Origin of the sequence: Bradyrhizobium diazoefficiens, from assembly GCF_016616885.1 — a bacterium.
Taxonomy (GTDB): domain Bacteria; phylum Pseudomonadota; class Alphaproteobacteria; order Rhizobiales; family Xanthobacteraceae; genus Bradyrhizobium; species Bradyrhizobium diazoefficiens_F.
On sequence record NZ_CP067102.1, the window covers coordinates 7,588,025 to 7,613,167 of the forward strand.

Here is a 25,143-nt window from a genome sequence, read left to right on the forward strand (position 1 = left end):
TGACCTTGCCGGCGCAGCTTCGCGCGACGCGTGATTTGATCATTGATTCCGTTGAGGAAATTTGAAATATTGAGCCAACGAAGCGGGCGGTTCGAAAGCACGCGCAGGGGCTGACTGTTCGCGTTGCGTCCGGCTCTATCTCACTCAACCGAAACGACCTGTGGCGGTGCTGGCGGATGAACGATTCCTTCCTTTCAACGGTCGGTGACCATTTCTTCATTGGGCTGCGGCCGACCAGCGTCCTGGACGACCGCGACCGCGCGCTGCTGCGGGATCTCCGGCCGGCCGGCGTCATCCTCTACAAAAGCAATTTCCGCCACGATCTGCCCTATCGGGACTGGCTGTCGATCTACCGGGATCTGATCGCCGCGATCCGCGACGCCTCGCAGCGCGACAAGCAGTTCATCGCCATCGATCATGAAGGCGGACGCGTGTGCCGCACGCCGCCGCCGATCACACGCTATTCCTACGCGGCGCGATGGGCCGGCACCGCGGAGCAGGTCGGCGACGCCATGGGTGTCGAGCTCGCATCCCTCGGCTGCAATCTGAATTTTGCGCCGGTGCTCGACATTCACAGCAACCCCGCCAATCCCGTGATCGGGGAGCGCGCTTTCGGCCGCACGGCTGACGACGTCATCAAGTCGATGCTCCCATTCGCGAAGGCCATGGAACGCCGCGGCGTCCGGGCCTGCGGCAAGCACTTTCCGGGCCACGGCGACACGCAGGTCGACTCGCATCACGAATTGCCGGTGCTGGATCTCGACCTCGACCAGATCAAGGCGCGCGAGCTGCTTCCCTTTGCCGCCGCGATCGATGGCGGCATCGAGATGATCATGACGTCGCACATCCTGTACCGGAAGCTCGACCCCAACGATCCCGTCACGCTGTCGCGCGCGATCACGCACGGACTGTTGCGCGAGGCGATGAATTTCCGCGGCGTGATCGTGTCCGACGACGTCGGCATGCGCGCAATGGCGGGCCGGCTCGACGCGCCGGATTCCGGCGCACGCTTCATGGAAGCCGGCAACGACATGTTGATGATCTGCTCGCATCTGACCAATACCGAACGCGCCCGCGGCCTCGCCCAGTCGATCATCAACGGCGTGGACCAGGGTAAGCTCGATCCGGCGGTGCTGAAGGCATCAAGCCAGCGCGTCCACGCGATGCTGGGCAGCACCGCGCAAAACGCGGTGTCGGAGCTGCCAGGCGAGGTGCTCGCCCGCCATCGTGGCGCCGGCACCCAGTTCGAGGCGACGACCGTCGAGGTCGTGTAGGCCACCCGCGGCCAGGCCGCCAAAAATCCATCAGCGAACCAGACGTTCAGCAACGCGAGCGCCGTTGATCTCGATGTGCTACGCGTGCTAGTGTTACTACTGGTAGCATAGCGCGCCCTGCCGATATCAACGTCAGGTTGCTCCATGCTAAGGGTTGCGCCTCCGGGACAAACAACCCGGCATCGGCGGCCGGCTGGGGTGATGGGTTTGAACGTGAAACGCACAGCAAAACTCCTCATCGCCGCGCTGGTCGTGCTGTCCGCGGGCTATGCGGCCTACTATTTCAGGCATGATCTCAAGCTTCCGGTCACACTGCCCTTCGTGCAAGCGGCAGAAGCGGAGCAAGGTCCCACCGCGGCACCTCCGCCAAGGCCGCCGGTGGCCGTCAAGGTCGCCGCCGCGAAGGCGGAGGACGTCCCGATCTACCTGACCGGCATCGGCACGATCCAGGCCTACAACACCGTCAACGTGCAGAGCCGGGTCGACGGCGAGATCGTCCAGATCCTCTTTCAGGAAGGGCAGGACGTCAAACAAGGCGACATCCTCGCGGTGATCGATCCGCGCCCGTTCCAGGCCCAGCTCGACCAGCAGGTCGCGGTCAGACAAAAGGACCAGGCGCTGCTCGACGGCGCCCAGATCGACATGGAGCGCTACGACGCGCTGATTAAGACCGCCGCGATCTCCCGGCAGATTGTGGACCAGCAGCATGCGCTGGTCGAGCAGTACAAGGCGCAGGTCAGGAACGACGAGGCCCAGATCGAATATGCGCGCACGCAGCTCGGCTTCACCAACGTCCGCGCGCCAATCAGCGGCCGGCTGGGCATCCGCCAGGTCGACCAGGGCAATTACGTGCGCGCGGTGTCGCCCACGACCATCGTCACCGTCACGCAATTGCAGCCGATCTCGGTGATCTACACCCTTGCTGCCGTCGCCGTCGGCCAGACCCGGCTCAGCCTCGGCCAGGCCGATGCACCGGTGGTCGCGCTCACGGCGGACAACACGACCGAGCTCGACAAGGGCACGATCACGCTGGTCGACAACCAGGTCGATCAGGCCAGCGGCACGATCAAGCTGAAGGCGACCTTTCCCAACAAGGCGCTAAAACTCTGGCCGGGCAATTTTGCCAACGGGCGGATCACGGTGGACACGCGCAAGAACGCGATCACGGCGCCCGCGATCGCCGTGCGGCACGGGCCGCGTGGCGATTTCGTCTGGGTCGCAAAGGCGGACGATACCGCGGCCTTCCGGCCGGTCACAGTCGGGCAGATCTTCGACGGACGCGCGCTGATCGACCGCGGCCTTGCCAGAGGTGAGCGCGTCGTCACCGACGGCTACTACCGGCTTGAGAACGGCGCCCGCATCACGATCGAGGGCACGACGCCGACCGCCAAGGCGCAGCCAACCGCCCAGCCGCGCTCCGAGCCGCGCGTTGACTGAGGTCCGCCATGTCCGCGCCCTTCATCCTCCGGCCGATCGCAACGACGCTGATGATCGTCGCGGTCGTGCTGCTGGGCATGCTCGGCTACCGTGAGCTTCCGATCGCGCCGCTGCCCAATGTCGACTTTCCCACCATCCAGGTGGTGACGCGCTATCCCGGCGCCTCGGCGACCGTCGGCACGATCTCGGGTCTGACGGACATGAGCTCGACCAGCTCCTATGGCTACAGCCAGATCACGCTGCAATTCGACCTGTCGCGCAAGATCGACGCCGCCGCGCAGGATGTGCAGGCGCGGATCAATGCGGCGGCGGGCTGGATCCCGGTCGAGCAGCTGCCGAGCCCGCCGACCTATCGCATGGTCAATCCGGCCGACACGCCGGTGCTGATCCTGGCGCTGACCTCCAGGACGATGGCGCTGCACGAGGCCAATGATCATGCCGCGACCATTCTGGTGCCAAAACTGTCGCAGATCCCAGGCGTCGGTGCCGTCAGCATCGAAGGCGGGCAAACGCGAGCCGTACGCCTGCAGATGAACCCGACCCGGCTTGCCGGGCTCGGCATGTCGCTCGACGACGTCCGCCGCGGCATCGCCGCCACCACCGCAGACAATCCGAAGGGCTCGCTCGACGGTCCCAGGCAGGCGTTTCATGTCGACACCAACGACCAGCTCTTCACCGCCGAGGCCTACCAGGACGCGGTGATCGCCTATCGCAACGGCGCGCCGGTGCTGCTGCGCGATGTCGGCACCGCCATCGACGGCGTCGAGGATGCCGAGCAGGCGGCGTGGTTCCAGGGCGAGCGAGCCGTGCTGCTCGACATCCAGCGCCAGCCCGGCGCCAACACGATCGAGGTCGTGAATGCCATCAAGAGCATCCTGCCGAAGCTCCAGGATTCGCTCCCCGCGGCGCTGAAGATCTCGGTCGTCAGCGACCGCACCACGACGATCCGGGCCGCGATCCACGATGTGCAGTTCACGCTGGTGCTGACGGTCGCCCTCGTCGTGCTCGTGATCTTCATCTTCCTGCGCAAGCTGTGGGCGACAGTGATCCCGAGCGTCACGCTGCCGGTCTCGCTGATCGCAACCTTCGGTGCCATGGCGCTGTGCGGCTTCAGCCTCGACAATCTCTCGCTGATGGCGCTGACGATTGCTTCGGGTTTCGTCGTCGACGACGCCATCGTGATGATCGAGAACATCGCGCGCTATGTCGAGGACGGCGAGGATCCGCTTCAAGCGGCCTTGAAGGGCGCGCGACAAATCGGCTTCACGATCGTCTCGCTGACGGTCTCGCTGACGGTCTCGCTGATCGCCGTGTTCATCCCGCTGCTCCTGATGGGCGGCGTGGTCGGCCGGCTGTTCCGGGAATTTGCGATCACGCTGTCCTTTGCCGTCGTCATATCCGGTCTGGTCTCGCTGACGCTGACCCCGATGATGTGCGCGCAGCTGCTGCAACGCGAGGACCCGGACGCGCAGCACGGCTGGCTGTTCCGCATCAGCGAGCGCGGCTTCGACGCATCCGCAAGCTTCTATTTGTGGGGGCTCGATTGGGTGCTGAAGCACCGCAACCTCACGCTGGTCTTCACCGTGTTCACCCTGGTCGCAACCGGCATGCTGTACGTCGCCATCCCCAAGGGCTTTCTGCCGTTGCAGGACACTGGCCTGTTGATCGGCACCACCGACGAGGCCCAGGATATCTCCTTTGCGGCGATGGCCGAGCGGCAGCAGCAGCTCGCTGCTGTGATCGCCCGAGACGGCGACGTCGTCACCGTCGGCAGCTTCGTCGGCATCGGCTCCGTCAACACGACGCTGAACAGCGGCCGGCTCTACATCGATATCGGCAGCCCCGACGCGCGGAAATCATCCGCTGCAGCCGTCATGGCGCGGCTCCAACATGCGGCCGAGGGCGTTCACGGCATTACGCTGCATCTGCAGCCGGCGCAGGATCTCCAGATCGAATCGCGCGTCGCGCGCACGCAATACCAATATGCGCTGCAGGATCTCGACGAGGACGAGCTTCGGCTCTGGAGCCGGCGCCTGGTTGAGGCGCTGCGCAAGCGCCCGGAGCTCGCCGACGTCGCCGATGACCGCCAGGACGAAGGCCTGCAAATGTCCGTCACCATCGACCGTCAGCTCGCGGCGAGCTACGGCGTCAGCCTGAACACGATCGACCAGACGCTCTATGACGCGTTCGGGCAGCGCCAGATCGCAACCGTCTTCGGTCCCCTCACCCAGTATCACGTGATCCTCGAGGTCGATCCGGCCCTGCGCAACGATCCCGACATCCTGGGCAAGATCTATCTGACCGCGGCAGCGGCCCAGGCCAGCACCATCGACCAGCAGACCAGCGGCTTCAGCGGCGCCTTCAGCAAGGCCTCCACGCCGGTGCCGCTGTCGGCCTTCGCGCGGATCGAGCGCCAGCACGCGCCGCTGCTGATCTCGCACCAGGGCCTGTTTCCCGCCACGACGATCTCGTTCAACCTGGCCGACGGCGTTTCGCTGAGCCAGGCGACTGACGCCCTGCGCCGGACCGAGCGCGAGATCGGTCTGCCGGATGCGGTCACCACCAAGCTGATCGGCACCGCCGCCGAGTTCGCCAATTCGCTCTCGGACGAGAAGTGGCTGCTGCTGGCGGCGATCGTGACGGTCTACCTGATCCTCGGCATGCTCTATGAGAGCTACATCCACCCGATCACGATCCTGTCGACCTTGCCGTCGGCGGGCATCGGCGCCTGGCTGGCGCTGATGCTGTACCGGCAGGATCTCAATCTGATCTCGCTGATCGGCATCATCCTGCTCATCGGCATCGTCAAGAAGAACGCCATCATGATGGTGGATTTTGCGCTCGCCGCCGAACGCGAGGACGGCGCCTCCTCGTTCGACGCCATCCGGCAGGCCTGCATCCTCCGCTTCCGTCCGATCATGATGACGACGATGGCCGCGCTGTTCGGCGCGCTGCCGCTTGCGATCGGCTCGGGCACCGGCTCCGAGCTGCGCCAGCCGCTCGGCATCGCCATCGTCGGCGGCCCGATCGTCTCGCAAGTTCTCACGCTCTATACGACCCCCGTCGTCTATCTGGCGTTCGCCTCGCTGCGCACCCGGTTCGGATGGCAATCCGGATCCGCCGATGATCCGACGGCGCTGCCCCAGACGGAGCGGACCGCGCCGTGAGCGTCACCGCACAATTCGTGCTGCGGCCTGTGGCGACGACGCTCTTGATGATCGGCGTATTCCTGCTCGGTTGCGTCGCCTATTTCCGTCTGCCAATCGCCTCGCTTCCCGCGGTGGAGCGGCCCACCATCGGGATCTACGCGCCATTCCCCGGCGCGAGCCCGACGACGGTCGCGAACGCGCTGGCGCAGCCGCTCGAGACCACGCTCGCGCTGATCCCGGGGGTGACGGAAATCACCTCCTTCAGCGCCATGGGCGGCACCAGCATCACCGTGCAGTTCGAGCTCTCCATCGATCTCGATGCCGCCGCCGGCGCGGTCCAGGCCGCCATCAATTCGGCGGGACCCAATCTGCCGAAGGGACCGTGGCCGCCGACCTATTGGAAGGCGAACCCAGCCGGCCCTGCGGTCGTGGCGCTCGCCTTGACGAGCGACGTGTTCACACCCGGCGAGGTCTACAGCCTCGCCGACGGCGTGATCTCGCCAAAACTGTCGCAACTGCCGGGCGTCGCGCGGATCATCGTCAGCGGCGCCGAGCGAAGCGCGGTGCGCATCCAGGTGTCGCCGGCGCGGCTCGCCGCCATGAACCTGTCGCTGGAGGCGGCCCGCGTCGCCGTCGTCAACGCATCGCAGAACCTGCCGAAGGGCGCGATCTCGGTCGACGGGCAGCGCCTCACCATCGAGGCCAACGACCAGCTGCTGCAGGCCTCCGAATATCGCGATATCGTGCTGGCCTGGCGCAACGGCGCCCCGGTCCGCCTGGGCGACGTCGCCTCCGTGACCGACAGCGTCATCAACAACCGTCTCGCCGGCTGGTACGGCACCGAGCGCGGCATCGTTCTGTTCGTCTACAAGCAGTCGGACGCCAACATCGTCGAGACCGTCGACGCGATCAAAGCCGAGCTGCCGGAAATCCAGCTCTGGCTGCCGCCCGGCATCAAGCTGCATACTGTCTATGACCGCACCACGCTGATCCGGGCCGCCGTGAACGACGTCAAGCTCACGCTCGTGATCGCCTCGGCGCTGGTCGTGCTCGTCATCGCGCTATTCCTCAGGCGCTTTTGGGCCACCGTGATCCCGAGCGTCACCATTCCGGTCTCGCTGGCCGCGACCCTGTTCGTGATGAGCCTGTGCGGGTTCAGCCTGGACAATCTGTCGCTGATGGCGCTGACCATCGCCGCCGGCTTCGTCGTGGACGATGCCATCGTCATGATCGAGAACATCATCCGGCGGATGTCCGAGGGCGAGCCGGCGCTCCAGGCCGCCATCAACGGCGCCCGCCAGATGGCGTTCACGGTCGTCGCCATCACCGTCGCCCTGATTGCGGCGCTGATCCCGATCCTGTTCATGCCCGATGTCGTCGGGCGCTATTTCCGCGAGTTCGGCGTGACCTTGGTGGTCGCCATCGTATCCTCGGCGGCGATCTCGCTGACGCTGACGCCGATGATGTGCGGACATCTGCTCGATCGCGGCCGGCAGCGGCTACATAATCCCGGTGCGGCCCCCGAGCGCCGCACCTTCTATGCCCGCAGCCTCGACTGGACGCTGCGCCACCGTTTTCTCACCGTGCTGATGATCACCGCGCTGACGGGGACCAGCGTCTGGCTCTATCTGCAGCTGCCGAAAGGTTTCATGCCGACCCAGGACACCGGCGTGATGTTCGTCCGGACGGTCGCCCCGTCGAATATCTCGTTCCTGTCCATGGAGGACCGGCAGCGTGCGGTCGGCGAGGCGATCCTGCAGGATCCCGCGATCTCGGGTCTGACCTCCTTCATCGGAGAGGGCAACGGCAACGCGCTCAGCGTCGGCCAGATGCTGGTCGCGCTCAAGCCGCCTGACATCCGCAAGCTGTCGATCCAGCAGGTCATCGCGCGCTTGCGCGAACGCATGAACAGGATCGACGGCGTCCGGGTCTTCTTCGTGCCGCTGCAGGATCTCAATCTGGGCGTTCAGTCCGGCGGCTCGCGTTATCAATATACGCTCTGGGGCATCGACGAGGAGCAGGTGCTGCGCGCCGCGGAGAACATGATCCGCCGCGTCCGCGGCATTCCTCAGGTCATCGACGTCATCGCGAGCTGGGAAACCGGAGGCCTCCAGGCCGGCCTGACCATCGACCGCCTGCGCGCCGCGATGCTCGGCGTCACGCCGCTCGCGGTCGACAACACGCTCAACGACGCCTTCGGCCAGCGCCAGATCAATCTGCTGTTCCTTCCGACCAATTATGCGCGCGTGATCTTCGAGGTCGAGCCGCAGGCGGCGAGCGACCCCGGCTCGATGAGCCAGATCTACGTGCCGAGCGCCAGCGGCCGCGCAGTGCCGCTGACGGCATTGACCCGGCCGCAGCGCGCGCACGCGGCGATGTGGGTCCGCCACAGCGCCCAGTTTCCGGCCGCGACGATTTCGTTCGACATCAAGCCCGGCACGTCAATCGGCGACGCGATCGCCTCAATCCGCAACGAGGAGGCCGCGGCCAAGCTGCCCGACGACATCAAGGCGGAATTCCGCGGCGAGGCCAAGGAGGCGGACAAGTCGATCGTCAAGCAGGCCGCGCTGTTCGCAGCGGCCCTGATCGCGATCTACATCGCGCTCGGCATGCTCTACGAAAGCTATGTCCATCCGCTGACCATTCTCTCGACCTTGCCGCCCACCGCCTTCGGCGCGCTGGTCGCGCTGTGGGCAACTGGAACGCAGTTCACGCTGGTGACCACGATCGCCTGTATCCTGCTGGTCGGCATGGTGATGAAGAACGCCATCATGATGGTCGACTATGCCCTCGATGCGGAGCGGCATCGCGGCCTCAGCGCCCACGACGCCATCCTGCTCGCTGCACGGCTGCGGGCGCGGCCGATCACCATGACGATGCTGGCGGCATTCTTAAGCGCCGTCCCGATCGCACTCGGTACCGGCCCGGGTTTCGAGATCCGCCGGCCGCTCGGCATCACCATCATGGGCGGCCTGGTCGTCGCCCAGCTCTTCACGCTCTACTCGACGCCGGCGATGTACCTGATCCTGGACAGGCTGAGGCGGCGGAAGAAGGCGCCCGCCGCGGGCGCGACTCAGACACTCGCCGCAAGCGCTTCGCCGGCTTCGCCTCTTTCAGGCCTCGGCGGCTAATCCGGCGCTGCGCCGACGGCTCCGCACCAGCTCCCGCCCCTACCCTTGCAAGCGATTATGATCGCGAATTGACCGGACGTCGCAAGTGCGGAGCCGCCTGCAGAATTCAATGACAGCCTCGAACGCAACAGCGATGAGCACAGCAGCCGCCTTCTGTGACGCGGGCCTTGCGCATTTCAGGGACGGACGGCATCTCGACGCGCGTGCCTGCTATCAGCAGGCCCTGACGATCGATGCCGAGCACACCGACGCCCAACATCTCATGGGGCTGCTGCTTCTCCAGGCCAAGCAATACAACGAGGCCCTGCAGTGGATCGTCCGCGCGATCCAGCTCGCACCGAAGCCCGAATATCTTGCGAGCTTCGCAACGGTCCTGCAGCAATATGGGCGCGGCGACGAAGCACTCAATGTCATCGACCAGGCTATACAGCTTCGGCCCGACGACGCCGAGCTGTGGCGACGGCGTGGCGACATCTTCATTCAGCTTGCGCGCCTGGATCAAGCCTTGCCGAATTTTCAACACGCGCTCAAGCTCAATCCACGACATCACGACGCCCTGTATAAGGGCGGGATTGTCCTCCATAAGCTCGGGCGGAACGAGGAGGCGATCGCTCACCTTGATCTCAGTGACAGCCTGTCTCCAAACCATGCCGCGACGCTGCGGGTGCGCGCATGGGTTCTCTATTGCCTGAAACGGTTCGAGGACTCCGCGACCGACGGCAGGCGGGCGCACCAGCTCGATCCCCAAAATGCCGAGATCTGCAACAATCTGGGTCTTTCATTGCGCCGGCTCGGCAGGAATGAAGAGGCGCTGGCATGGTTCGACAAGGCCATCGAGATCCAACCGCGCTTCGTGGACGCCTTGGACAACAAACTGGTCGCGCTATTCCACCTTCATCGCTTCGACGAGGTGTTCGCACTGTCCGATCGCATGAAGTCGCTCGGGCTGAGCAGTACGGTGACCGAGTGGAACGTGTCGCTGGTGCATCTCCTGACAGGCAATTTCGAAGCCGGCTGGCTCGGACACCAGACCCGGTTGAAGCTGCCTTCGGCAAGACACCCTCAGTTTCAACAACCGATGTGGCTCGGCGGTGAAGACATCGAGGGAAAGACGATCCTTGTCGCGGCGGACGAGGGATTAGGCGACACCATTCACTTCGTCCGCTACATCCCCATGCTCGCGGAGCGAGGAGCACGCGTTGTTCTCGTCGTTCAAGACCCGCTGCATCGCCTGATGTCAACGCTAGGCGGTGTATCCCATTGTGTTCCGAGGTCGGCCATGGGCACGCTGCCGGCGTTCGATTTGCACTGCCCGATATCCAGCCTGCCGCTCGCGTTCAAGACCCGGCTCGATACGATCCCCTCGGGACCGTATCTGCCCGCCCCTCCGGATCACCTTGTTCAAGCCTGGGAGACTCGTCTTGGTGCTCGCACCAGGCTTCGGGTCGGCCTGGTCTGGTCCGGCGATCCATTTCACGTGAATGACGAGACCCGCTCGATTCCGCTGCGAACGCTGTCCCGTATCCTCGACGTCGATGCCACCTATGTCAGCCTGCAGAAGGCCCCGCGCCTGCATGATGCGGCGGTGCTGCGGGAGAGAAACGACATTCTCCACCTGACCGCAGATCTCACCGACTTCGCCGACACCGCCGCGTTGATCGCTTGCCTTGATCTCGTGATCACCGTCGACACCAGCGTTGCCCATCTCGCCGGCGCCCTTGGCCGTCCAACCTGGATCCTGCTGCCATGGACGCCCGACTACCGCTGGCTGCTCGATCGCGCGGACAGCCCCTGGTATCCGAGCGTGCGGCTGTTCCGGCAGACCGAAACGCGCGAATTCGAGAGCGTGCTCGATCGCGTGCGGGACGAATTGCGGGCACTGAGCAGGGCGTTCGGACATTGAGCCCGACATGCGCGGCGAACGGCGCCGATCGCCGAGCACCATTGCTTCGCCGTGGGGCTGTGATGCCGCAGCCGATCGCGCGATGCGCGACGACGCGGGAGGCGGTCAGATTACTCACGCGAATTCCCCATGGCCAGCCCTTCAATTATTCGATTCTCGATGCAGACGGAGCCGCAGCGGTAGTTGAGGCTTCGCCAGTGGCAACTTCCGTGCGGGATGGTCGGCAACTCGCTTGCACCAATCATTTCCAGATCGCAACCCTTGGACGATACAACCGACGTAACGCGGGGTCACATCGGCGCCTTCCCCCTCTCGAAACTTGGTGTCGCGCCGAACTGTCGATCTCCTTCAAACACCATACCGGGAATAATCGTGTGCAGCGGCCGCTTGCGAGGCGCGATGTCTTTGAATAGACGCGAGGTTACCTGGCGTAAGAGCGGAGGATGCAAAGTCATGCGCATGAGCAAAGCTGCCTTTGCGGCGTATGGCGGTACCAATCGTGGCGACCGCAGGCTGCGCCCTCGCGGTTATCGTAACTTTGGGCTTCGCCTTTCCAGCTGCTGCGGCCGCGGCTTGTCCGACCTGTTTCGGGTTCGAGCGCGAGGCTTCCGGCGTTTATATCGAGCAGAGCGCTTCACCGACGGATCGCACCGAGATAAGCATAATTCTCGACGAAGCGCGGCAGCGCGTTTCTGGCTTCTACGGCAGCCTTCGCAGCAATCCGCGTATCCTCATCTGTGTAATACCGTCCTGCTACCAGCGCATTGATGGCGGTGAATTGAAAGGCATGGCGATCATGACTTTCGCATTGTTCTTGTCGCCACATGGCACAACGCCGGTCATTGCCTCACATGAGCTCTCTCATATCGAGTTGCACGCGCGTTTGGGCCTATGGCAGACTTGGCGTCGCGCAGCACCGCAATGGTTCGACGAGGGCGTCGCCGTCGCCGTTTCAGGCGATCCTCGCTACCTAGCCCCCGTGAGCGCTACCGTAAAAACGAGATCGTCCGCCAGCAGAGCGTCGAGTACCCTCACCTCTCCGGCAAGCATGGCTACCCGGAGCTGTGCTTCCAGCAAGATCACCTGCTCGGTGGGATTAGTCATGAGATATCTCCCCTTTCAGGGTGAACAAAGTTCCCCAAGCAAAAGGGGATGAGGTGCTCACGACCGAAGCAGTGTGCGCGACTCGTGATCCGCCGTCATCTCCTTGGTCCTGATGACGTTGGATGAGGTCCGCTACTCCGCGCCGATCAGCGGAGAAGCGTACCTGTCGCGTGTCGCTCGTGCAAATTGGATCACCGATCTGTTCGCAGGGCCCCTCTCCTCGCGCCTGATCGATCGGTCTGACGAATGATCGACAGGCGCCCGGGATCAGCGACCGTGGAAGGCGGGAAGGCGCTTTTCCCGAAGCGCCCGGAAATATTCCTCGTGGTCGTCGCTCTGCGCAAGTCGGGCAAGTTCGGGGAACAGCGTCGCGTACGCGGCTTCCTGGCCTTCGCTGAGTGCGCGGTGGGCCGAATTCATTGTCGCTCGAATCCCAAGCGGAGCTGCCGCGGAGATCTTTCGAGCGACCTCAATCGCCCGATCGAGTTGCTTACCAGGCGGTGTCACGAACTGAACGAGGCCCATCCGGTATGCCTCGTCGGCGCCCCATTCGTCGCCTGTCAGCATATAGCGCATCGCATTCGCCCAACCCACTTCGCGGACAAAAGTGATCGTTCCGCCACCGGCCGGGAAATGGCCGCGGGTGACCTCCGGCTGTGCGAATACGGTATTGCTTGCGGCAACCCGGACATCGGCAGCGAGAAAGAGCTCGTGGCCTGCGCCTTGGCACTTGCCCTGCACGGCGACAACGAGCGGCTTCTCCCGACGCGGCGGAATGGTGCCCACCGGATTGATGAACTGGGGCGTTTCCGGGAAGCGACCAGTACGCAGGACTGGTGCCCAGCTTTCGGCATCAAGGACGCCGCCGACGAAATCCGCACCTTGAGAGTAGAGGACCGCAACACGGAGAGCGTCATCGTGATCGAGCATATACATCAAACGGCCCAAACCGATTACGCTCGACAGTTCGACGCGGTCGGTGTCCTGCCGAATGCCTATCATCAGAATCGAGCCGTCCAGCCGCTCCACCCTGACGTTGCTCGGCATCGCTCCCTGACCCGTCGGAGCAGGCGCAACCGGCGGCTGGCTCTGAGCGAAGGTCGGGCTGGCGGCGAGGACCGTAGCGGTCGCGCCAGCAGCCAAAAAGGCTCGGCGATGCAATCCCCCTGCGTTCGTTCCGGAGAATGGCTCTGTGGATTGCCGCGGGTGATCTTGCTCGGGTATGTCGCTGCGATTGTTGAACTCAGCAAGGACGTCGGTCATTGCAGTGTTCCTCCGCTAACGTTTCGCGTTGGCCAGAAGAGATACGACGGCTTTGCGTTGGCAACTATGGAGGATAACGTTGACAAGCCATGAAGAATATCTTCACAGTCAGACAAGGCGCGCTCGACTGAGTACGAGTTATTTGGAAGCGTTGCGTCAGCGCATGTTCTCGGAAAACGGCTGTGGCAGTCGGAGCGACTTCGTCGGAAACATGCGAGATCGCGCGTGCTTTCGTGGCGCTATGATTGAGCGCTCCGCAGTCCGACGAAGCCGCCAAATCTACGCCGCCCTATCCGCGAGCAATCGCCGCATGGCCTCCGGGTCGCGCTCGATAGCCAGTAGCAATGCGCGGGCCGGCGCGTCGGGTGTGCTCCGACGCTGCTCCCAATCACGCAAAGTCGTGATGGGCAGGTGGAAGGCTTCCGCAAATTCCGCTTGCGTCATTCCGAGACGCTGTCGCAGCAGCTTGACGCGCGATACGCGGCGCATCGTTGCGAGTTGCTCCGGAGCGAGCGGTTGCGCATCGGGGTCGGACTGTGCAGCGGCCACGACCTCCTCGTCGGCCATCGCATCGAGTCGCACCCATTCGGTGCCGCCCGTCGGGCGCGGGTCACCAGGTTTCACGGTCACCCGCGTAATACCGGTCTTGCTCATGTCGTGTGGCCTTCCGGGCCGAAATGATTCTGCACGTGTCCTCGCCAGGTAGCGTCACAATCACGAACAGTACCTGCCGCGAGCCACGCCGATGACCTGAACCCGCTCCTCGTCGTAGACAAACCGGGTGTCGACCTCTTCAATGCGGTTCGGGTGTTCGAGGGCTGCAATGGCATCGGGAAAATCCACGCCGTGTTTACGAAGATTCGTGGCGGCTTTGCCATTGTCCCATTCATATTGCACATAGCGAATAGTACCGGATATCGGTAGTAACCGCAGTGTGGCGCGATCTGGCCGGTTGGGCGAAGTATGGTTGCGTCGCCCTGGATGATGCCGGCGACCGCAGCGTGCTCTGGCGTAAGTGGCGCGCCCGGAACGATTCGAACGTCCGACCCTCAGATTCGTAGTCTGATGCTCTATCCAGCTGAGCTACGGGCGCGTTTTTCGCAGACAGCGCGGGCGGGGCCCGCAGGCAGCCTCCGGACAGCGCCAGAGGGGTGCGAAAGAGCGCTCTGACTAACCGCTCTAGCCCTGATTGGCAAGGTCCGGGATGAGGAGATTTTGCAGGGAGATGACGATCTCTCCCCGTCGTTCCGGGGCTCGCGAAGCGAGCACCCGGAATCTCGCGCCGAAAATCTCTGGATTCCGGGTTCGGCGCTACGCGCCGCCCCGGAATGACGGACACAGATCTGCCTCTGACCTACCTACGCCCGCGCCCGCTCGTTGCGGATGGAGAGGAGTTCCACGGGACGGTCGGGGATGACGATCCGGAAGGTGGCGCCGATGGTGCCCTCGACCAGATGGATGTCGCCGCCATGGGCGCGGACCAGCTCGGCAGCGATGGCGAGGCCCAGCCCGCTGCCGCCGGGGCGGCCGGAGGTCTGGAACGCCTCGAACAGATGCTCCCGGGTCTTCGGGGGCACGCCGGGGCCGGTATCGGAGACCTCCAGGATGGCAACCGCGCCTTCGCGCTTTCCGGTGATGCGGATCTGCTGCGGGCCGCCGTCGCCGGAGGCATGGCTCTCCAGCGCCTGGGCGGCGTTGCGCACCAGGTTGAGCAGCACGCGGAACAGCTGGTCGGGATCGGCATCGACCACAAGCCCCCGCTCGATCGCGGCGACCCAGGCGATCGAGACGTCATTGCCAAGACCCGCGGTCTCGCGCACCTCCAGCACGACCGGCTCGATCAGCATCATGCGCCGGTCGGGCGCGGCCTCCTGGGCTCGACCGTAGGACAGCGTCGACTGGCAGAAGGCGATGGCGCGCTCGAGCGAGCGCACGAGCTTTGGCGCAAAACGCTGCACCCGCGGATCGGGCACGCTGGCGAGCTGGTCCGACAGCAGTTGCGCCGAGGCCAGCAGATTGCGCAGATCGTGGTTGATCTTGGAGACGGCGAGGCCCAGCGCGGCAAGCCGGCTTTTCTGATGCAGCATCGACATCAGGTCGCGCTGCATGTCCGACAATTCGCGCTCGGCGACGCCGATCTCGTCGCTGCGCTGGCTCGGCACGATGATCCGCGCCGAGCTTTCCGGGTTCTCATGGAAGCCGACCAGGCTCGCGGTCAGCCGCCGCATCGGCCGCACGAAGAGATAATGGAGCGCGAGATAGACGAGGCCTGCAGTCAAAACGCCGATGATCAGCGCGACCACCACGACGTTGCGGGAGAAGCGGTACATCGACTGCCGCAGCGGCAGATCGTCGGTGACGATCTCGATGAACTGGGCGTTGCCGACACCGGGGCCGACGATGCGGATCGGCTGGTTGCCGGTCTCCAGCATCATCTGGAACGAGCCGGTGATGGCCTGCCACACCGTCATGTCGCGCAGGTCGATGTCGTGCTCGATCGTGGCGGGCAGGTTGTCGCTGGCGAGCAGGCGGCGCTGCTGGCCCATCTTGATCGCGACCGCGCGCGCATTGATGCTTTTGAGGATCTGCCGCGACAGCGAATCCGGCACCATGCCGAGCGGCGCCGCATCGAGCACCAGCGCCGCCGTGTTGGCCGCCGCGACGCGGTCGTTGAGGCGGTTGACCCAGAAGTTGGCGATCGCCGGCACGTAGAGCAGGACGGCCGCGATCATCACCAGCGGGACGGTCAGCAGCAGCAGTTTTCCGGACAGGCCAAGCCCATCCGGCCCGCGCGACCGCGTCACCGGCTGGTCCGCTGGCCGATCCGGATCTTGATCCAGATTTTGGGTCGGCTGCTGGAGGTCTGTCGCTACCACGAAATTCGCCCCTGCTGGCCTTCTGATAGAGCCCGACTGATGGAGGATGCGACCCGCCCTGGGGGGTGGTCAAATTACGGATCGCTAATCTGCCAAGGTCGGATGTAGGCGCAGATACCGCGAGTCGCCACCTCAGGAGTTAAAAACCCCAACGAAACAGTGATATTCACCGGAACTGCGCGGTCCTGCGGCGTTGACGAAAACAAGACGCTCGCATATAAGCCGCGCAAATTGTCCGCGATGACCCGGTGCGACACCGGGAGCGGCTCTTCTGGGGCCGGAAATGGCCCATTTTGGGCCGCATCTTCCGGACTTTATCATCAATTCTACAGGCAAATTGCCCGGTCAGCGGAGAAAAACCCGTGAAGCGGACTTATCAACCCAGCAAACTGGTGCGCAAGCGCCGCCACGGCTTCCGGGCCCGTCTCGCGACCGCCGGCGGTCGCAAGGTTCTGGCTGCCCGCCGCGCTCGCGGCCGCAAGCGTCTGAGCGCCTGAGCCGGACCCCCTTTTTGGGATTTCATTATGGATCGGCTGAGGCAGCGGGCGGATTTCCTCGCCGTTGCCAATGGCGCGCGGGTGAATAGTCCCGCGTTCGTCCTGCAAAGCCGTGGTCGCGACGACAGCGGCCCGATCCGGATCGGCTTCACCGTTACCAAAAAGAACGGCAACGCCCCCGAGCGCAATCGCATCCGGCGCCGGCTTCGCGAACTGGTGAAGCGGCTCGATCCGGTGTCGATGCAACCCCATCATGATTACGTGCTGGTCGGCCGCAGGGACGCGCTTTCGCGCGACTTCACGACCATGCTCGACGATCTGCGCATAGCGTTCACGAAGCCCGCGCGGCATACGGACAAGGGACTGGCAAGGGGACGCGGGCCGAGGCCCGGCCCAGCCGCCAGCCGCAAACCGGATTGATGACGAGACCATAGTGATGACTGACAATCGCAATACCATCCTCGCCGTCATTCTCTCCGGCCTGGTGCTGATCGCCTGGCAGTATTTCTACAACGTGCCGGCGATGGAGAAGCAGCGCGCCCAGCAGCAGACGCAGGCCGAGCTCCAGAAGACCAATCCGCAGCCGACGGCGTCCGCAACACCGGGCGCCACGCCGCAGGCCGGCAGCGCGCCTGCGCCCACCACCGCGCCGGGCGCGAACCAGCAGGCCCAGCCGACCGTCAGCCGCGACACCGCGATTGCCGCGAGCCCCCGCGTGAAGATCGACACGCCGCGGCTCTCCGGCAGCATCTCGCTGAAGGGCGGCCGCATCGACGACCTCGCGCTGCTGCAATTCCGCGAGACGGTCGACCCGAAGTCGCCGCCGATCATTCTCTATTCGCCCTCGGGCACGGCAGAGCCCTATTACGCCGAGTTCGGCTGGGTGGCGGCAACAGGCGTGACGGCGAAGATGCCTGACGCGCAGTCCGTCTGGCAGCAGGAGGGCAGCGGCAGCCTGACCCCGACCACGCCGGCGGTGCTGAAGTGGGATAATGGCGAAGGCCTCACCTTCCGCCGCACCATCGCGGTCGACGACCACTATCTCTTCACGGTCAAGGACGAGGTGAGCAATGTCGGCAACGCGCCGGTCACGCTTTATCCGTTCGCGCTGATCTCGCGCCACGGCACGCCGCAGGTCTCAGGCTATTACATCCTGCACGAAGGCCTGATCGGCTATCTCGATGGCTTGCAGGAATACGCCTACAAGAAGATCGACGAAGCCAAGTCGGTGAGCTTCAAGGCCACCAATGGCTGGCTCGGCATGACCGACAAGTACTGGGCTTCGGCGCTGCTGCCCGACACCAGTGCGCAGCTTCAGGCGAAGTTCTCCTCGAACCTCGTCGGCAACGTCCATACCTACCAGACCGACTATCTGCTCGACCCCGTCACCGTCGCGATCGGCGGCACGGCGACAGCAAACGCGCGGCTGTTCGCCGGTGCCAAGGAAGCCGGCGTCGTCGGCGTGTTCCCGTTCGCGGGGCTCGGCGGCTACAACAAGGAGCTCGGGCTGAACCATTTCGATCTCTTGATCGACTGGGGCTGGTTCTACTTCATCACCAAGCCGATGTTCCTCGGCCTCGACTTCTTCTATCGCTTCTTCGGCAATTTCGGCATCTCGATCCTGCTCGTGACCGTGATCGTGAAGCTGTTGTTCTTCCCGCTGGCCAACAAGTCCTACGCCTCGATGGCGAAGATGAAATCGGTCCAGCCGCAGCTTCAGGCGCTGAAGGAGCGCTATCCCGACGACAAGGTGAAGCAGCAGCAGGAGATGATGGAGATCTACCGCAAGGAGAAGATCAATCCGGTCGCCGGCTGTCTTCCCGTGGTGATCCAGATCCCGGTGTTCTTCTCGCTCTACAAGGTGCTGTTCGTCACCATCGAGATGCGGCACGCGCCGTTCTTCGGCTGGATCAAGGACCTCTCGGCGCCCGATCCGACCAATCTGTTCACGCTGTTCGGACTGATCCCGTTCGATCCGACCACGCTGCCGGTGTTCGGCCATTATCTCGCGCTCGGCATCTGGCCGATCATCATGGGCATCACGATGTGGTTCCAGATGAAGCTGAACCCGACGCCGCCGGATCCGACGCAGCAGATCATCTTCAACTGGATGCCGCTGATCTTCACCTTCATGCTGGCGGGCTTCCCGGCAGGCCTCGTGATCTACTGGGCCTGGAACAACACGCTCTCCGTGCTCCAGCAGAGCTTCATCATGCGCCGCAACGGCGTGAAGGTGGAGCTGTTCGACAATCTCAAGGCGACGTTCGCGAGGAAGGCGACGTAGCTTTTCTGGCAGGCGCCCGCCAATGTGATGCGGGCACAATGCTTCCAAGTCGTCATGCCCGGGCTTGTCCCGGGCATCCACGTTTTGGAAGCTTGCTCCGTGGCAAGACGTGGATGGCCGGGACGAGCCCGGCCATGACGAAAGGATAGAGCCTTCGCATGACCGACGACAAAGATGCGAAGCTGATCGAAGCCGGCCGAAAGCTGTTCACCCGCGACTGGCAGTTCATCTGGGCCTCGCCCTCGATTCAAACGCTGCCGCCGATGGCGGGGCTGGAGATCGCCTTTGCCGGCCGCTCCAATGTCGGCAAGTCGAGCCTGATCAACGCGCTGACCGGCCGCAACGCGCTGGCGCGCACCTCGCATACGCCGGGCCGCACCCAGGAGCTGATCTTCTTCGAGGTCCCCGGGAAAACCGACCTGCGTCTCGTCGACATGCCCGGCTATGGCTACGCCAAGGCGCCGAAGAGCCAGGTCGCGTCCTGGACCGAGCTGATCCACAAATTCCTGCTGGGACGCGCCTCGCTCGCCCGCGTCTACGTGCTGATCGACGCGCGGCACGGCTTGAAGGACGTCGATCTCGAGGTCCTCAAGACGCTCGACCGTTCGGCCGTCAGCTATCAGGTCGTGCTGACCAAGGCCGACCAGGTGAAGGCGAGCGAACTCGAGTCCTGCATCGCCGAGACCGAAGCCGCGCTCGCCAAACATCCGGCCGCGTTCCCGAACGTGATCGCGACCTCGTCGCGCAGCTCGACCGGCATGGCCGAACTGCGTGCTGCCATGGCGAAACTTCTGGAAGAGCGGACCAAGTGATGGCCCGCCTGCTGGTCGCCCTTGCCGGTCTGATGGGCGCCGCCGGCGTCGTGCTGGCCGCAGCCTCCGCCCATGGCGCCGACGCCACCCGGCTTGCCTCAGCGAGCGCCATGCTGCTGTTTCATGCAACTGCCATATTGGCCTGCGTCGCCCTGCTCGCGGGCGGCCTTCTGCACGGCGGAATTGGCCTGATCGCCGCGTTCGGCTTCGTGATCGGCGCCGCGCTGTTCGCGGGCGACCTCACTGTGCTGCAATATGCCGGCCATTCGCTGTTTCCGTTCGCGGCGCCGACCGGCGGAACGACAATGATTTTGAGCTGGCTGGCGGTGACGCTGGCGGCGGTGGCGGCGAAGCGCGGCCCGTAGCAGCGGCATGGCAGTCACACTTTGCGCCTCGCCCGCCAATCAGATAGAACGCTGGCCGCGTTAGTCCCGCAAGCCGAGATCCGCCTCATGACCGAAATCTCCCCGCTCGACCAGGCCCGCATCCTGTCCGAAGCGCTGCCGCACATGCAGCAATACGACGAAGAAACCATCGTCATCAAATATGGCGGGCATGCCATGGGCGACGAGGAGACCGCGAAGAATTTCGCCCGCGACATCGTGCTGCTGGAGCAGACCGCGATCAATCCGGTGGTGGTGCATGGCGGCGGCCCGCAGATCGCGACCATGCTCAAGCGCCTCGGCATCGCCTCCGAATTCGCCGCCGGCCTGCGCATCACCGATGCAGCGACCATCGAGATCGTCGAGATGGTGCTCGCCGGCTCCGTCAACAAGCAGATCGTCGGCTACATCAACGAAGCCGGCGGCAAGGCCGTGGGTCTCTCGGGCAAGGACGGCAACATGGTGAAGGCGTCGAAGACGACGCGCACCATCATCGATCCGGACTCGCATATCGAGAAGGCGGTCGATCTCGGTTACGTCGGCGATCCCGAGAAGGTCGACCTCACGCTGCTCAATCAGTTGATCGGCTACGAGCTGATCCCGGTGCTGGCGCCGCTCGCGACCTCCAAGGACGGCCTGACGCTGAACGTCAACGCCGACACCTTTGCCGGTGCGGTGGCCGGCGCGCTGAAGGCCAAGCGCCTCTTGCTGCTCACCGACGTGCCCGGCGTGCTCGACAAGTCGAAGAAGCTGATTCCGCAGCTCTCGGTGAAGGACGCGCGCAAATTGATCGCCGACGGCACCATTTCCGGCGGCATGATCCCGAAGGTCGAGACCTGCATCTACGCGCTCGAGCAGGGCGTCGAGGGCGTCGTCATCATCGACGGCAAGATGCAGCATGCGGTGCTGCTCGAGCTCTTCACCAACACGGGCACGGGAACGCTGATCCACAAGTGATGAGCGAACACGAGCAGCGGAAAAAGGTCGTCATGCCCGGGCTTGACCCGGGCATCCACGGCTCTCGCCTTGCTCAGTCATTCCGGGGCGCCCAAAGGGCGAATCCGGAATGACGAGAGACACGCGGCACCACCGTACGCCTCTGACGCGTCTCCTGATGACGCTGCCCGCCGCGGCCGTCTCGCTTTTCTTCTCGTCCGCGCCGGCCTTCGCCGACCTCAAGATCTGCAACCGCATGTCCTACGTCGTCGAGGCCGCGATCGGCATCGACGACAAGGCGGCGACCGCGACGCGGGGCTGGTTCAGGATCGATCCCGCCACCTGCCGCGTGGTGGTGCAGGGCACGCTCACCGCCGACCGCATCCTGCTCAACGCCCGCGCGCTCGGCGTCTATGGCGCCTCGCCGATCCCGCAGAACGGCAGGGACACGCTGTGCGTGGCGCAGGACAATTTCGTCATCGCGGCCGCGCGGCAGTGCCGCAGCGGACAGACGCAAGCCGCCTTCACCCAGATCACGCCGACGCAAGGCGACGACGGCAATCTCGTCGCCTATCTCGCCGAGGATTCCGAATATGACGACGAGCAGGCCCGGCTCGCCGGCATCCAGCGGCTGCTTGTGATCGCGGGTTACGACATCGGCGCGATCGACGGCGTCGACGGACCGAAGACGCAGGCCGCACTGGCTGCGTTCCTGAAGAGCCGCGGGCTGTCCACCGACGTGGTCGCATCGCCGAATCTCTTCAAGACCATGGTCGATGCGGCGCAGACGCCGTCCACCAGCGGGCTCACCTGGTGCAACGACACGCCGCACAAGGTGATGGCGGCGGTCGCGACCGACGACGGCAAGTCGGTGACGAGCCGCGGCTGGTACCGCATCGATCCCAGGACATGCCTGCATCCTGATGTGAGCGGGCAACCGAAGCAGATCTTCAGCTTCGCGGAAGCGGTCGATGGCGACAACCGCGCCGTCAAGCTGAAGGACAAGCTGCTGAACTGGGGCGGCGACAAGCAGCTCTGCACGCGCGAGACCAAATTCGAAACCAACGAGCAGACCGATTGCGGCGCGCGCGGATTTGCGGCGACGGGCTTTGGCGTGGTGGACATGTCGAGCGGCGGCAAGACGCTGCGCTTTGCGGTGCCTTGATTGAGAGAGTTTTGATGAAATCTCCCCGCGCGTTTACCCACGTCGACACCTGGGTGTTCGACCTCGACAACACGCTCTATCCGCATCACGTCAATCTGTGGCAGCAGGTCGATGCGCGGATCGGGGAGTTCGTGTGCAACTGGCTGCAGGTCGGCCCGGAGGAAGCGCGCAGGATCCAGAAGGACTATTACCTGCGCTTCGGCACCACCATGCGCGGCATGATGACCCTGCATGGCGTGCGCGCCGACGACTATCTCGCTTACGTGCACAGGATCGACCATTCGCCGCTGGAGCCGAACCCGGCGCTCGGCGCGGCCATCGCAAAATTGCCGGGGCGAAAACTGATCCTGACCAACGGCTCGGTCGACCATGTCGATGCGGTGCTGGCGCGGCTCGGGCTCGGCTCACATTTCGACGGCGTGTTCGACATCATCGCCGCCGAGTTCGAACCGAAGCCCGCGGCGCTGACCTACCGGAAATTCCTCAGCCTGCATGCGGTCGACCCGACCAAGGCCGCTATGTTCGAAGACCTCGCCCGCAACCTCACCGTCCCGCATGAGCTCGGCATGACCACGGTGCTGGTGGTGCCTGACGGCACCAAGGAAGTGGTGCGCGAGGATTGGGAACTGGAAGGCCGCGATGCCGCCCATGTCGACCACGTCACGGATGATCTGGCCGGGTTTTTGGCCAGGGTGTCGCCACGCTAACCGCCGACGTCCCGGGGCGCGAAGCGAGCCCGGGACGACGGTGGAGTATGCCTTGACTCCACCTCTCCAAATCCCGAAAAAGCGCCCCAATCCATCAAAATTCCCGTCTGCCACTGAGGAAATCCCGATGTCCCTGTCCGCCCTGGAATCCACCATCAACAGCGCCTTCGACGCGCGCGACGGCATCTCGACATCGACCAAGGGCGAAGTGCGCGAGGCCGTGAACCAGTCGCTGGAGATTCTGGACAAGGGCGAGGCACGCGTTGCCGAGCGCGGCACTGATGGCAAGTGGAAGGTCAATCAGTGGCTGAAGAAGGCCGTGCTGCTCTCCTTCCGCCTCAACGACATGGACGTCATTCCCGGCGGCCCGGGCCAGGCGAACTGGTGGGACAAGGTGCCCTCGAAGTTCGAAGGCTGGGGCCCGAACCGTTTTCGCGATGCCGGCTTTCGCGCGGTGCCCGGCGCCGTGGTGCGCCGCTCGGCCTTCATTGCCAAGAACGTCGTGCTGATGCCGTCCTTCGTCAATCTCGGCGCCTATGTCGATGAGAGCACCATGGTCGACACCTGGGCGACCGTCGGCTCCTGCGCGCAGATCGGCAAGCGCGTGCACATCTCCGGCGGCGCCGGCATCGGCGGCGTGCTCGAGCCGCTCCAGGCCGAGCCCGTCATCATCGAGGACGACTGCTTCATCGGCGCGCGCTCCGAGGTCGCCGAGGGCGTCATCGTGCGCAAGGGCGCGGTGCTGTCGATGGGCGTGTTCCTGGGCGCCTCGACCAAGATCGTCGACCGCGAGACCGGCGAGATCTTCATGGGCGAAGTGCCGGAGTATTCGGTGGTGGTGCCCGGCGCGCTGCCCGGCAAGCCGATGAAGAACGGCCAGATCGGCCCGAGCACCGCCTGCGCGGTGATCGTCAAGCGCGTCGACGAGCGCACGCGGTCGAAGACCAGCATCAACGAGCTGCTGCGGGATTAAGTTCTACCGCGAACTGGAATTTGTCCCGCCCAGCGCTAGCCCACCCGGCGGCATGCATGTTAAGCGGGGCGCATGACCGATGCCCTGTCCATTGCCCGCGACCTCATCCGCTGCCCCTCCGTCACCCCGGCTGACGCCGGTGCACTGGGAGTGCTCGAAAAGGCTCTCAATGAAGCCGGCTTCACCTGCCACCGTGTGACCTTCAGCGAACCCGGCACCGCCGATGTCGACAATCTCTACGCGCGGATCGGCACAGAAGGGCCGCACATCAGCTTCGCCGGCCATACCGACGTGGTGCCGCCCGGCGACGAAAGCGCCTGGAGTGTCGGGGCGTTCTCGGGCGAAGTGAAGGACGGTTTCCTGCACGGCCGCGGCGCAGTCGACATGAAGGGCGGCATCGCCTGCTCGGTCGCCGCGGTGCTGGAGCATCTCGCCGCCAACGACGGCAAGCCGCGTGCGGACGGCACGGGCTCGATCTCGTTCCTGATCACCGGCGACGAGGAAGACGTCTCGATCAACGGCACGATCAAGCTGCTGAAATGGGCGGCGGAGCGCGGCGAGACATTCGATCATTGCGTGCTCGGCGAGCCCTCCAATGTCGAGACGCTGGGCGACACCATCAAGGTTGGCCGCCGCGGCTCGCAATCCGGCACGCTGTATGTCGACGGCGTTCAGGGCCACGTCGCCTATCCGCATCGCGCGGCCAATCCGGTGCCGGACATTTCGAGGCTGATCGTGGCCATCAGCGACGAACCGCTCGATCATGGCAGCGCGCAGTTCCAGGCGTCCAATCTCGAATTCACCTCGGTGGACGTCGGCAACAAGGCCAACAACGTCATCCCCGGTGAGGCCCGCGCAAAGTTCAACATCCGCTACAATGACAACCATACGCAGGCGAGCCTGCGCGAGCTGGTCGAGACGCGACTGACAAAAGCCTGCGGCAACCGCATCCGCGCCCGCATTGTCTGGGAGCCCTCGAACTCCAACGTGTTCGTCACCAAGCCCGGCCCGTTCACCGACCTCGCAGTGTCCGCGATCGAGGAAGTGACGGGCCGCAAGCCGGAGCTGTCGACCTCAGGCGGCACCTCGGACGCCCGCTTCATCTCGAGCTATTGCCCGGTGATCGAGTTCGGTCTGGTCGGCCAGACCATGCACCAGGTCAACGAGCGCGTGCCGGTCAAGGATCTGGAGAAGCTGACGCAGGTGTATCGCGGGATTTTGACGCGGTATTTTGGGTAGGGTGCTGTTG

The 25,143-nt window shown here is 64.5% G+C and carries 22 protein-coding genes and 1 tRNA gene; 16 read left to right on the forward strand and 7 right to left on the reverse strand.

The features are described 5' to 3' along the window. Positions 1–176: 176 nt before the first annotated feature. The 6 genes from JJC00_RS35400 (at position 177) to JJC00_RS39060 (ending at position 11,307) form a co-directional block, all read left to right on the forward strand. On the forward strand, positions 177–1,274 hold the full coding sequence (locus JJC00_RS35400) for a glycoside hydrolase family 3 protein (RefSeq protein ID WP_200470350.1): 1,098 nt from the start codon (positions 177–179) through the stop codon (positions 1,272–1,274). Positions 1,275–1,487: 213 nt separating this feature from the next. Next, on the forward strand, positions 1,488–2,711 hold the full coding sequence (locus JJC00_RS35405) for an efflux RND transporter periplasmic adaptor subunit (RefSeq protein WP_200470351.1): 1,224 nt from the start codon (positions 1,488–1,490) through the stop codon (positions 2,709–2,711). Positions 2,712–2,719: 8 nt separating this feature from the next. Continuing rightward, on the forward strand, positions 2,720–5,878 hold the full coding sequence (locus JJC00_RS35410) for an efflux RND transporter permease subunit (RefSeq protein ID WP_200470352.1): 3,159 nt from the start codon (positions 2,720–2,722) through the stop codon (positions 5,876–5,878). Beyond that, entirely contained in the window at positions 5,875–8,991 is a 3,117-nt protein-coding gene (locus tag JJC00_RS35415) for an efflux RND transporter permease subunit (RefSeq protein ID WP_200470353.1), read from the forward strand. The genes JJC00_RS35410 and JJC00_RS35415 overlap by 4 nt, the downstream gene beginning before the upstream one ends. Before the next feature lie 109 nt (positions 8,992–9,100). After that, complete coding sequence (locus tag JJC00_RS35420) at positions 9,101–10,894, forward strand: tetratricopeptide repeat protein (protein WP_200470354.1); 1,794 nt, start codon at positions 9,101–9,103, stop codon at positions 10,892–10,894. A gap of 62 nt (positions 10,895–10,956) precedes the next feature. After that, positions 10,957–11,307, forward strand: a complete 351-nt coding sequence (locus JJC00_RS39060; RefSeq protein ID WP_200470355.1) for a carcinine hydrolase/isopenicillin-N N-acyltransferase family protein — start codon at positions 10,957–10,959, stop codon at positions 11,305–11,307. 221 nt (positions 11,308–11,528) lie between these two features. On the opposite strand, the gene JJC00_RS35430 is transcribed toward JJC00_RS39060, so the two are convergent. From JJC00_RS35430 to JJC00_RS35460, 7 genes are all read right to left on the reverse strand, one after another. Next, entirely contained in the window at positions 11,529–11,720 is a 192-nt protein-coding gene (locus JJC00_RS35430; protein ID WP_200470356.1) for a hypothetical protein, read from the reverse strand. 140 nt (positions 11,721–11,860) lie between these two features. Then, positions 11,861–11,998, reverse strand: a complete 138-nt coding sequence (locus JJC00_RS35435) for a hypothetical protein (RefSeq protein WP_200470357.1) — start codon at positions 11,996–11,998, stop codon at positions 11,861–11,863. Positions 11,999–12,265: 267 nt separating this feature from the next. After that, entirely contained in the window at positions 12,266–13,261 is a 996-nt protein-coding gene (locus tag JJC00_RS35440) for a crotonase/enoyl-CoA hydratase family protein (protein ID WP_200470358.1), read from the reverse strand. A gap of 279 nt (positions 13,262–13,540) precedes the next feature. After that, positions 13,541–13,915, reverse strand: a complete 375-nt coding sequence (locus tag JJC00_RS35445) for a helix-turn-helix domain-containing protein (RefSeq protein WP_349643524.1) — start codon at positions 13,913–13,915, stop codon at positions 13,541–13,543. 60 nt (positions 13,916–13,975) lie between these two features. Beyond that, positions 13,976–14,104, reverse strand: a complete 129-nt coding sequence (locus tag JJC00_RS35450) for a hypothetical protein (protein WP_246774035.1) — start codon at positions 14,102–14,104, stop codon at positions 13,976–13,978. Between the two features lie 173 nt (positions 14,105–14,277). Continuing rightward, positions 14,278–14,354: transfer RNA gene (locus tag JJC00_RS35455), tRNA-Arg, on the reverse strand. 265 nt (positions 14,355–14,619) lie between these two features. Beyond that, positions 14,620–16,137: a sensor histidine kinase gene (locus JJC00_RS35460; protein ID WP_200470360.1), complete on the reverse strand. Its 1,518-nt coding sequence runs from the start codon at positions 16,135–16,137 to the stop codon at positions 14,620–14,622. Positions 16,138–16,499: 362 nt separating this feature from the next. Here JJC00_RS35460 and rpmH point away from each other — a divergent pair, with 362 nt between their 5' ends. From rpmH to dapE, 10 genes are all read left to right on the forward strand, one after another. Further along, the gene (rpmH, locus tag JJC00_RS35465; protein WP_008542748.1) at positions 16,500–16,634 is read left to right on the forward strand and encodes a 50S ribosomal protein L34; all 135 of its coding nucleotides are present in this window, start codon (positions 16,500–16,502) and stop codon (positions 16,632–16,634) included. Positions 16,635–16,661: 27 nt separating this feature from the next. Next, a complete protein-coding gene (gene rnpA, locus JJC00_RS35470) occupies positions 16,662–17,054 on the forward strand; it encodes a ribonuclease P protein component (protein WP_200470361.1) in 393 nt (130 codons plus the stop codon). A gap of 16 nt (positions 17,055–17,070) precedes the next feature. Beyond that, positions 17,071–18,918 (forward strand): membrane protein insertase YidC, encoded by a 1,848-nt coding sequence (gene yidC / locus JJC00_RS35475; protein ID WP_200470362.1) that lies wholly within the window; start codon positions 17,071–17,073, stop codon positions 18,916–18,918. A gap of 158 nt (positions 18,919–19,076) precedes the next feature. Continuing rightward, a complete protein-coding gene (yihA, locus tag JJC00_RS35480; protein ID WP_200470363.1) occupies positions 19,077–19,730 on the forward strand; it encodes a ribosome biogenesis GTP-binding protein YihA/YsxC in 654 nt (217 codons plus the stop codon). Further along, the gene (locus tag JJC00_RS35485) at positions 19,730–20,095 is read left to right on the forward strand and encodes a DUF423 domain-containing protein (RefSeq protein ID WP_200470364.1); all 366 of its coding nucleotides are present in this window, start codon (positions 19,730–19,732) and stop codon (positions 20,093–20,095) included. The genes yihA and JJC00_RS35485 overlap by 1 nt, the downstream gene beginning before the upstream one ends. Positions 20,096–20,182: 87 nt before the next feature. Next, entirely contained in the window at positions 20,183–21,070 is an 888-nt protein-coding gene (argB, locus tag JJC00_RS35490; RefSeq protein ID WP_200470365.1) for an acetylglutamate kinase, read from the forward strand. 157 nt (positions 21,071–21,227) lie between these two features. Beyond that, entirely contained in the window at positions 21,228–22,214 is a 987-nt protein-coding gene (locus tag JJC00_RS35495; RefSeq protein WP_200474342.1) for a DUF1036 domain-containing protein, read from the forward strand. Positions 22,215–22,228: 14 nt separating this feature from the next. Continuing rightward, positions 22,229–22,921, forward strand: a complete 693-nt coding sequence (locus JJC00_RS35500; protein WP_200470366.1) for a pyrimidine 5'-nucleotidase — start codon at positions 22,229–22,231, stop codon at positions 22,919–22,921. Between the two features lie 127 nt (positions 22,922–23,048). Then, positions 23,049–23,894, forward strand: coding sequence for a 2,3,4,5-tetrahydropyridine-2,6-dicarboxylate N-succinyltransferase (gene dapD / locus JJC00_RS35505; RefSeq protein ID WP_200470367.1), 846 nt, complete (start codon positions 23,049–23,051; stop codon positions 23,892–23,894). A 72-nt stretch (positions 23,895–23,966) separates the two neighbouring features. Next, positions 23,967–25,133, forward strand: coding sequence for a succinyl-diaminopimelate desuccinylase (dapE, locus tag JJC00_RS35510; RefSeq protein ID WP_200470368.1), 1,167 nt, complete (start codon positions 23,967–23,969; stop codon positions 25,131–25,133). Positions 25,134–25,143: the final 10 nt, after the last annotated feature.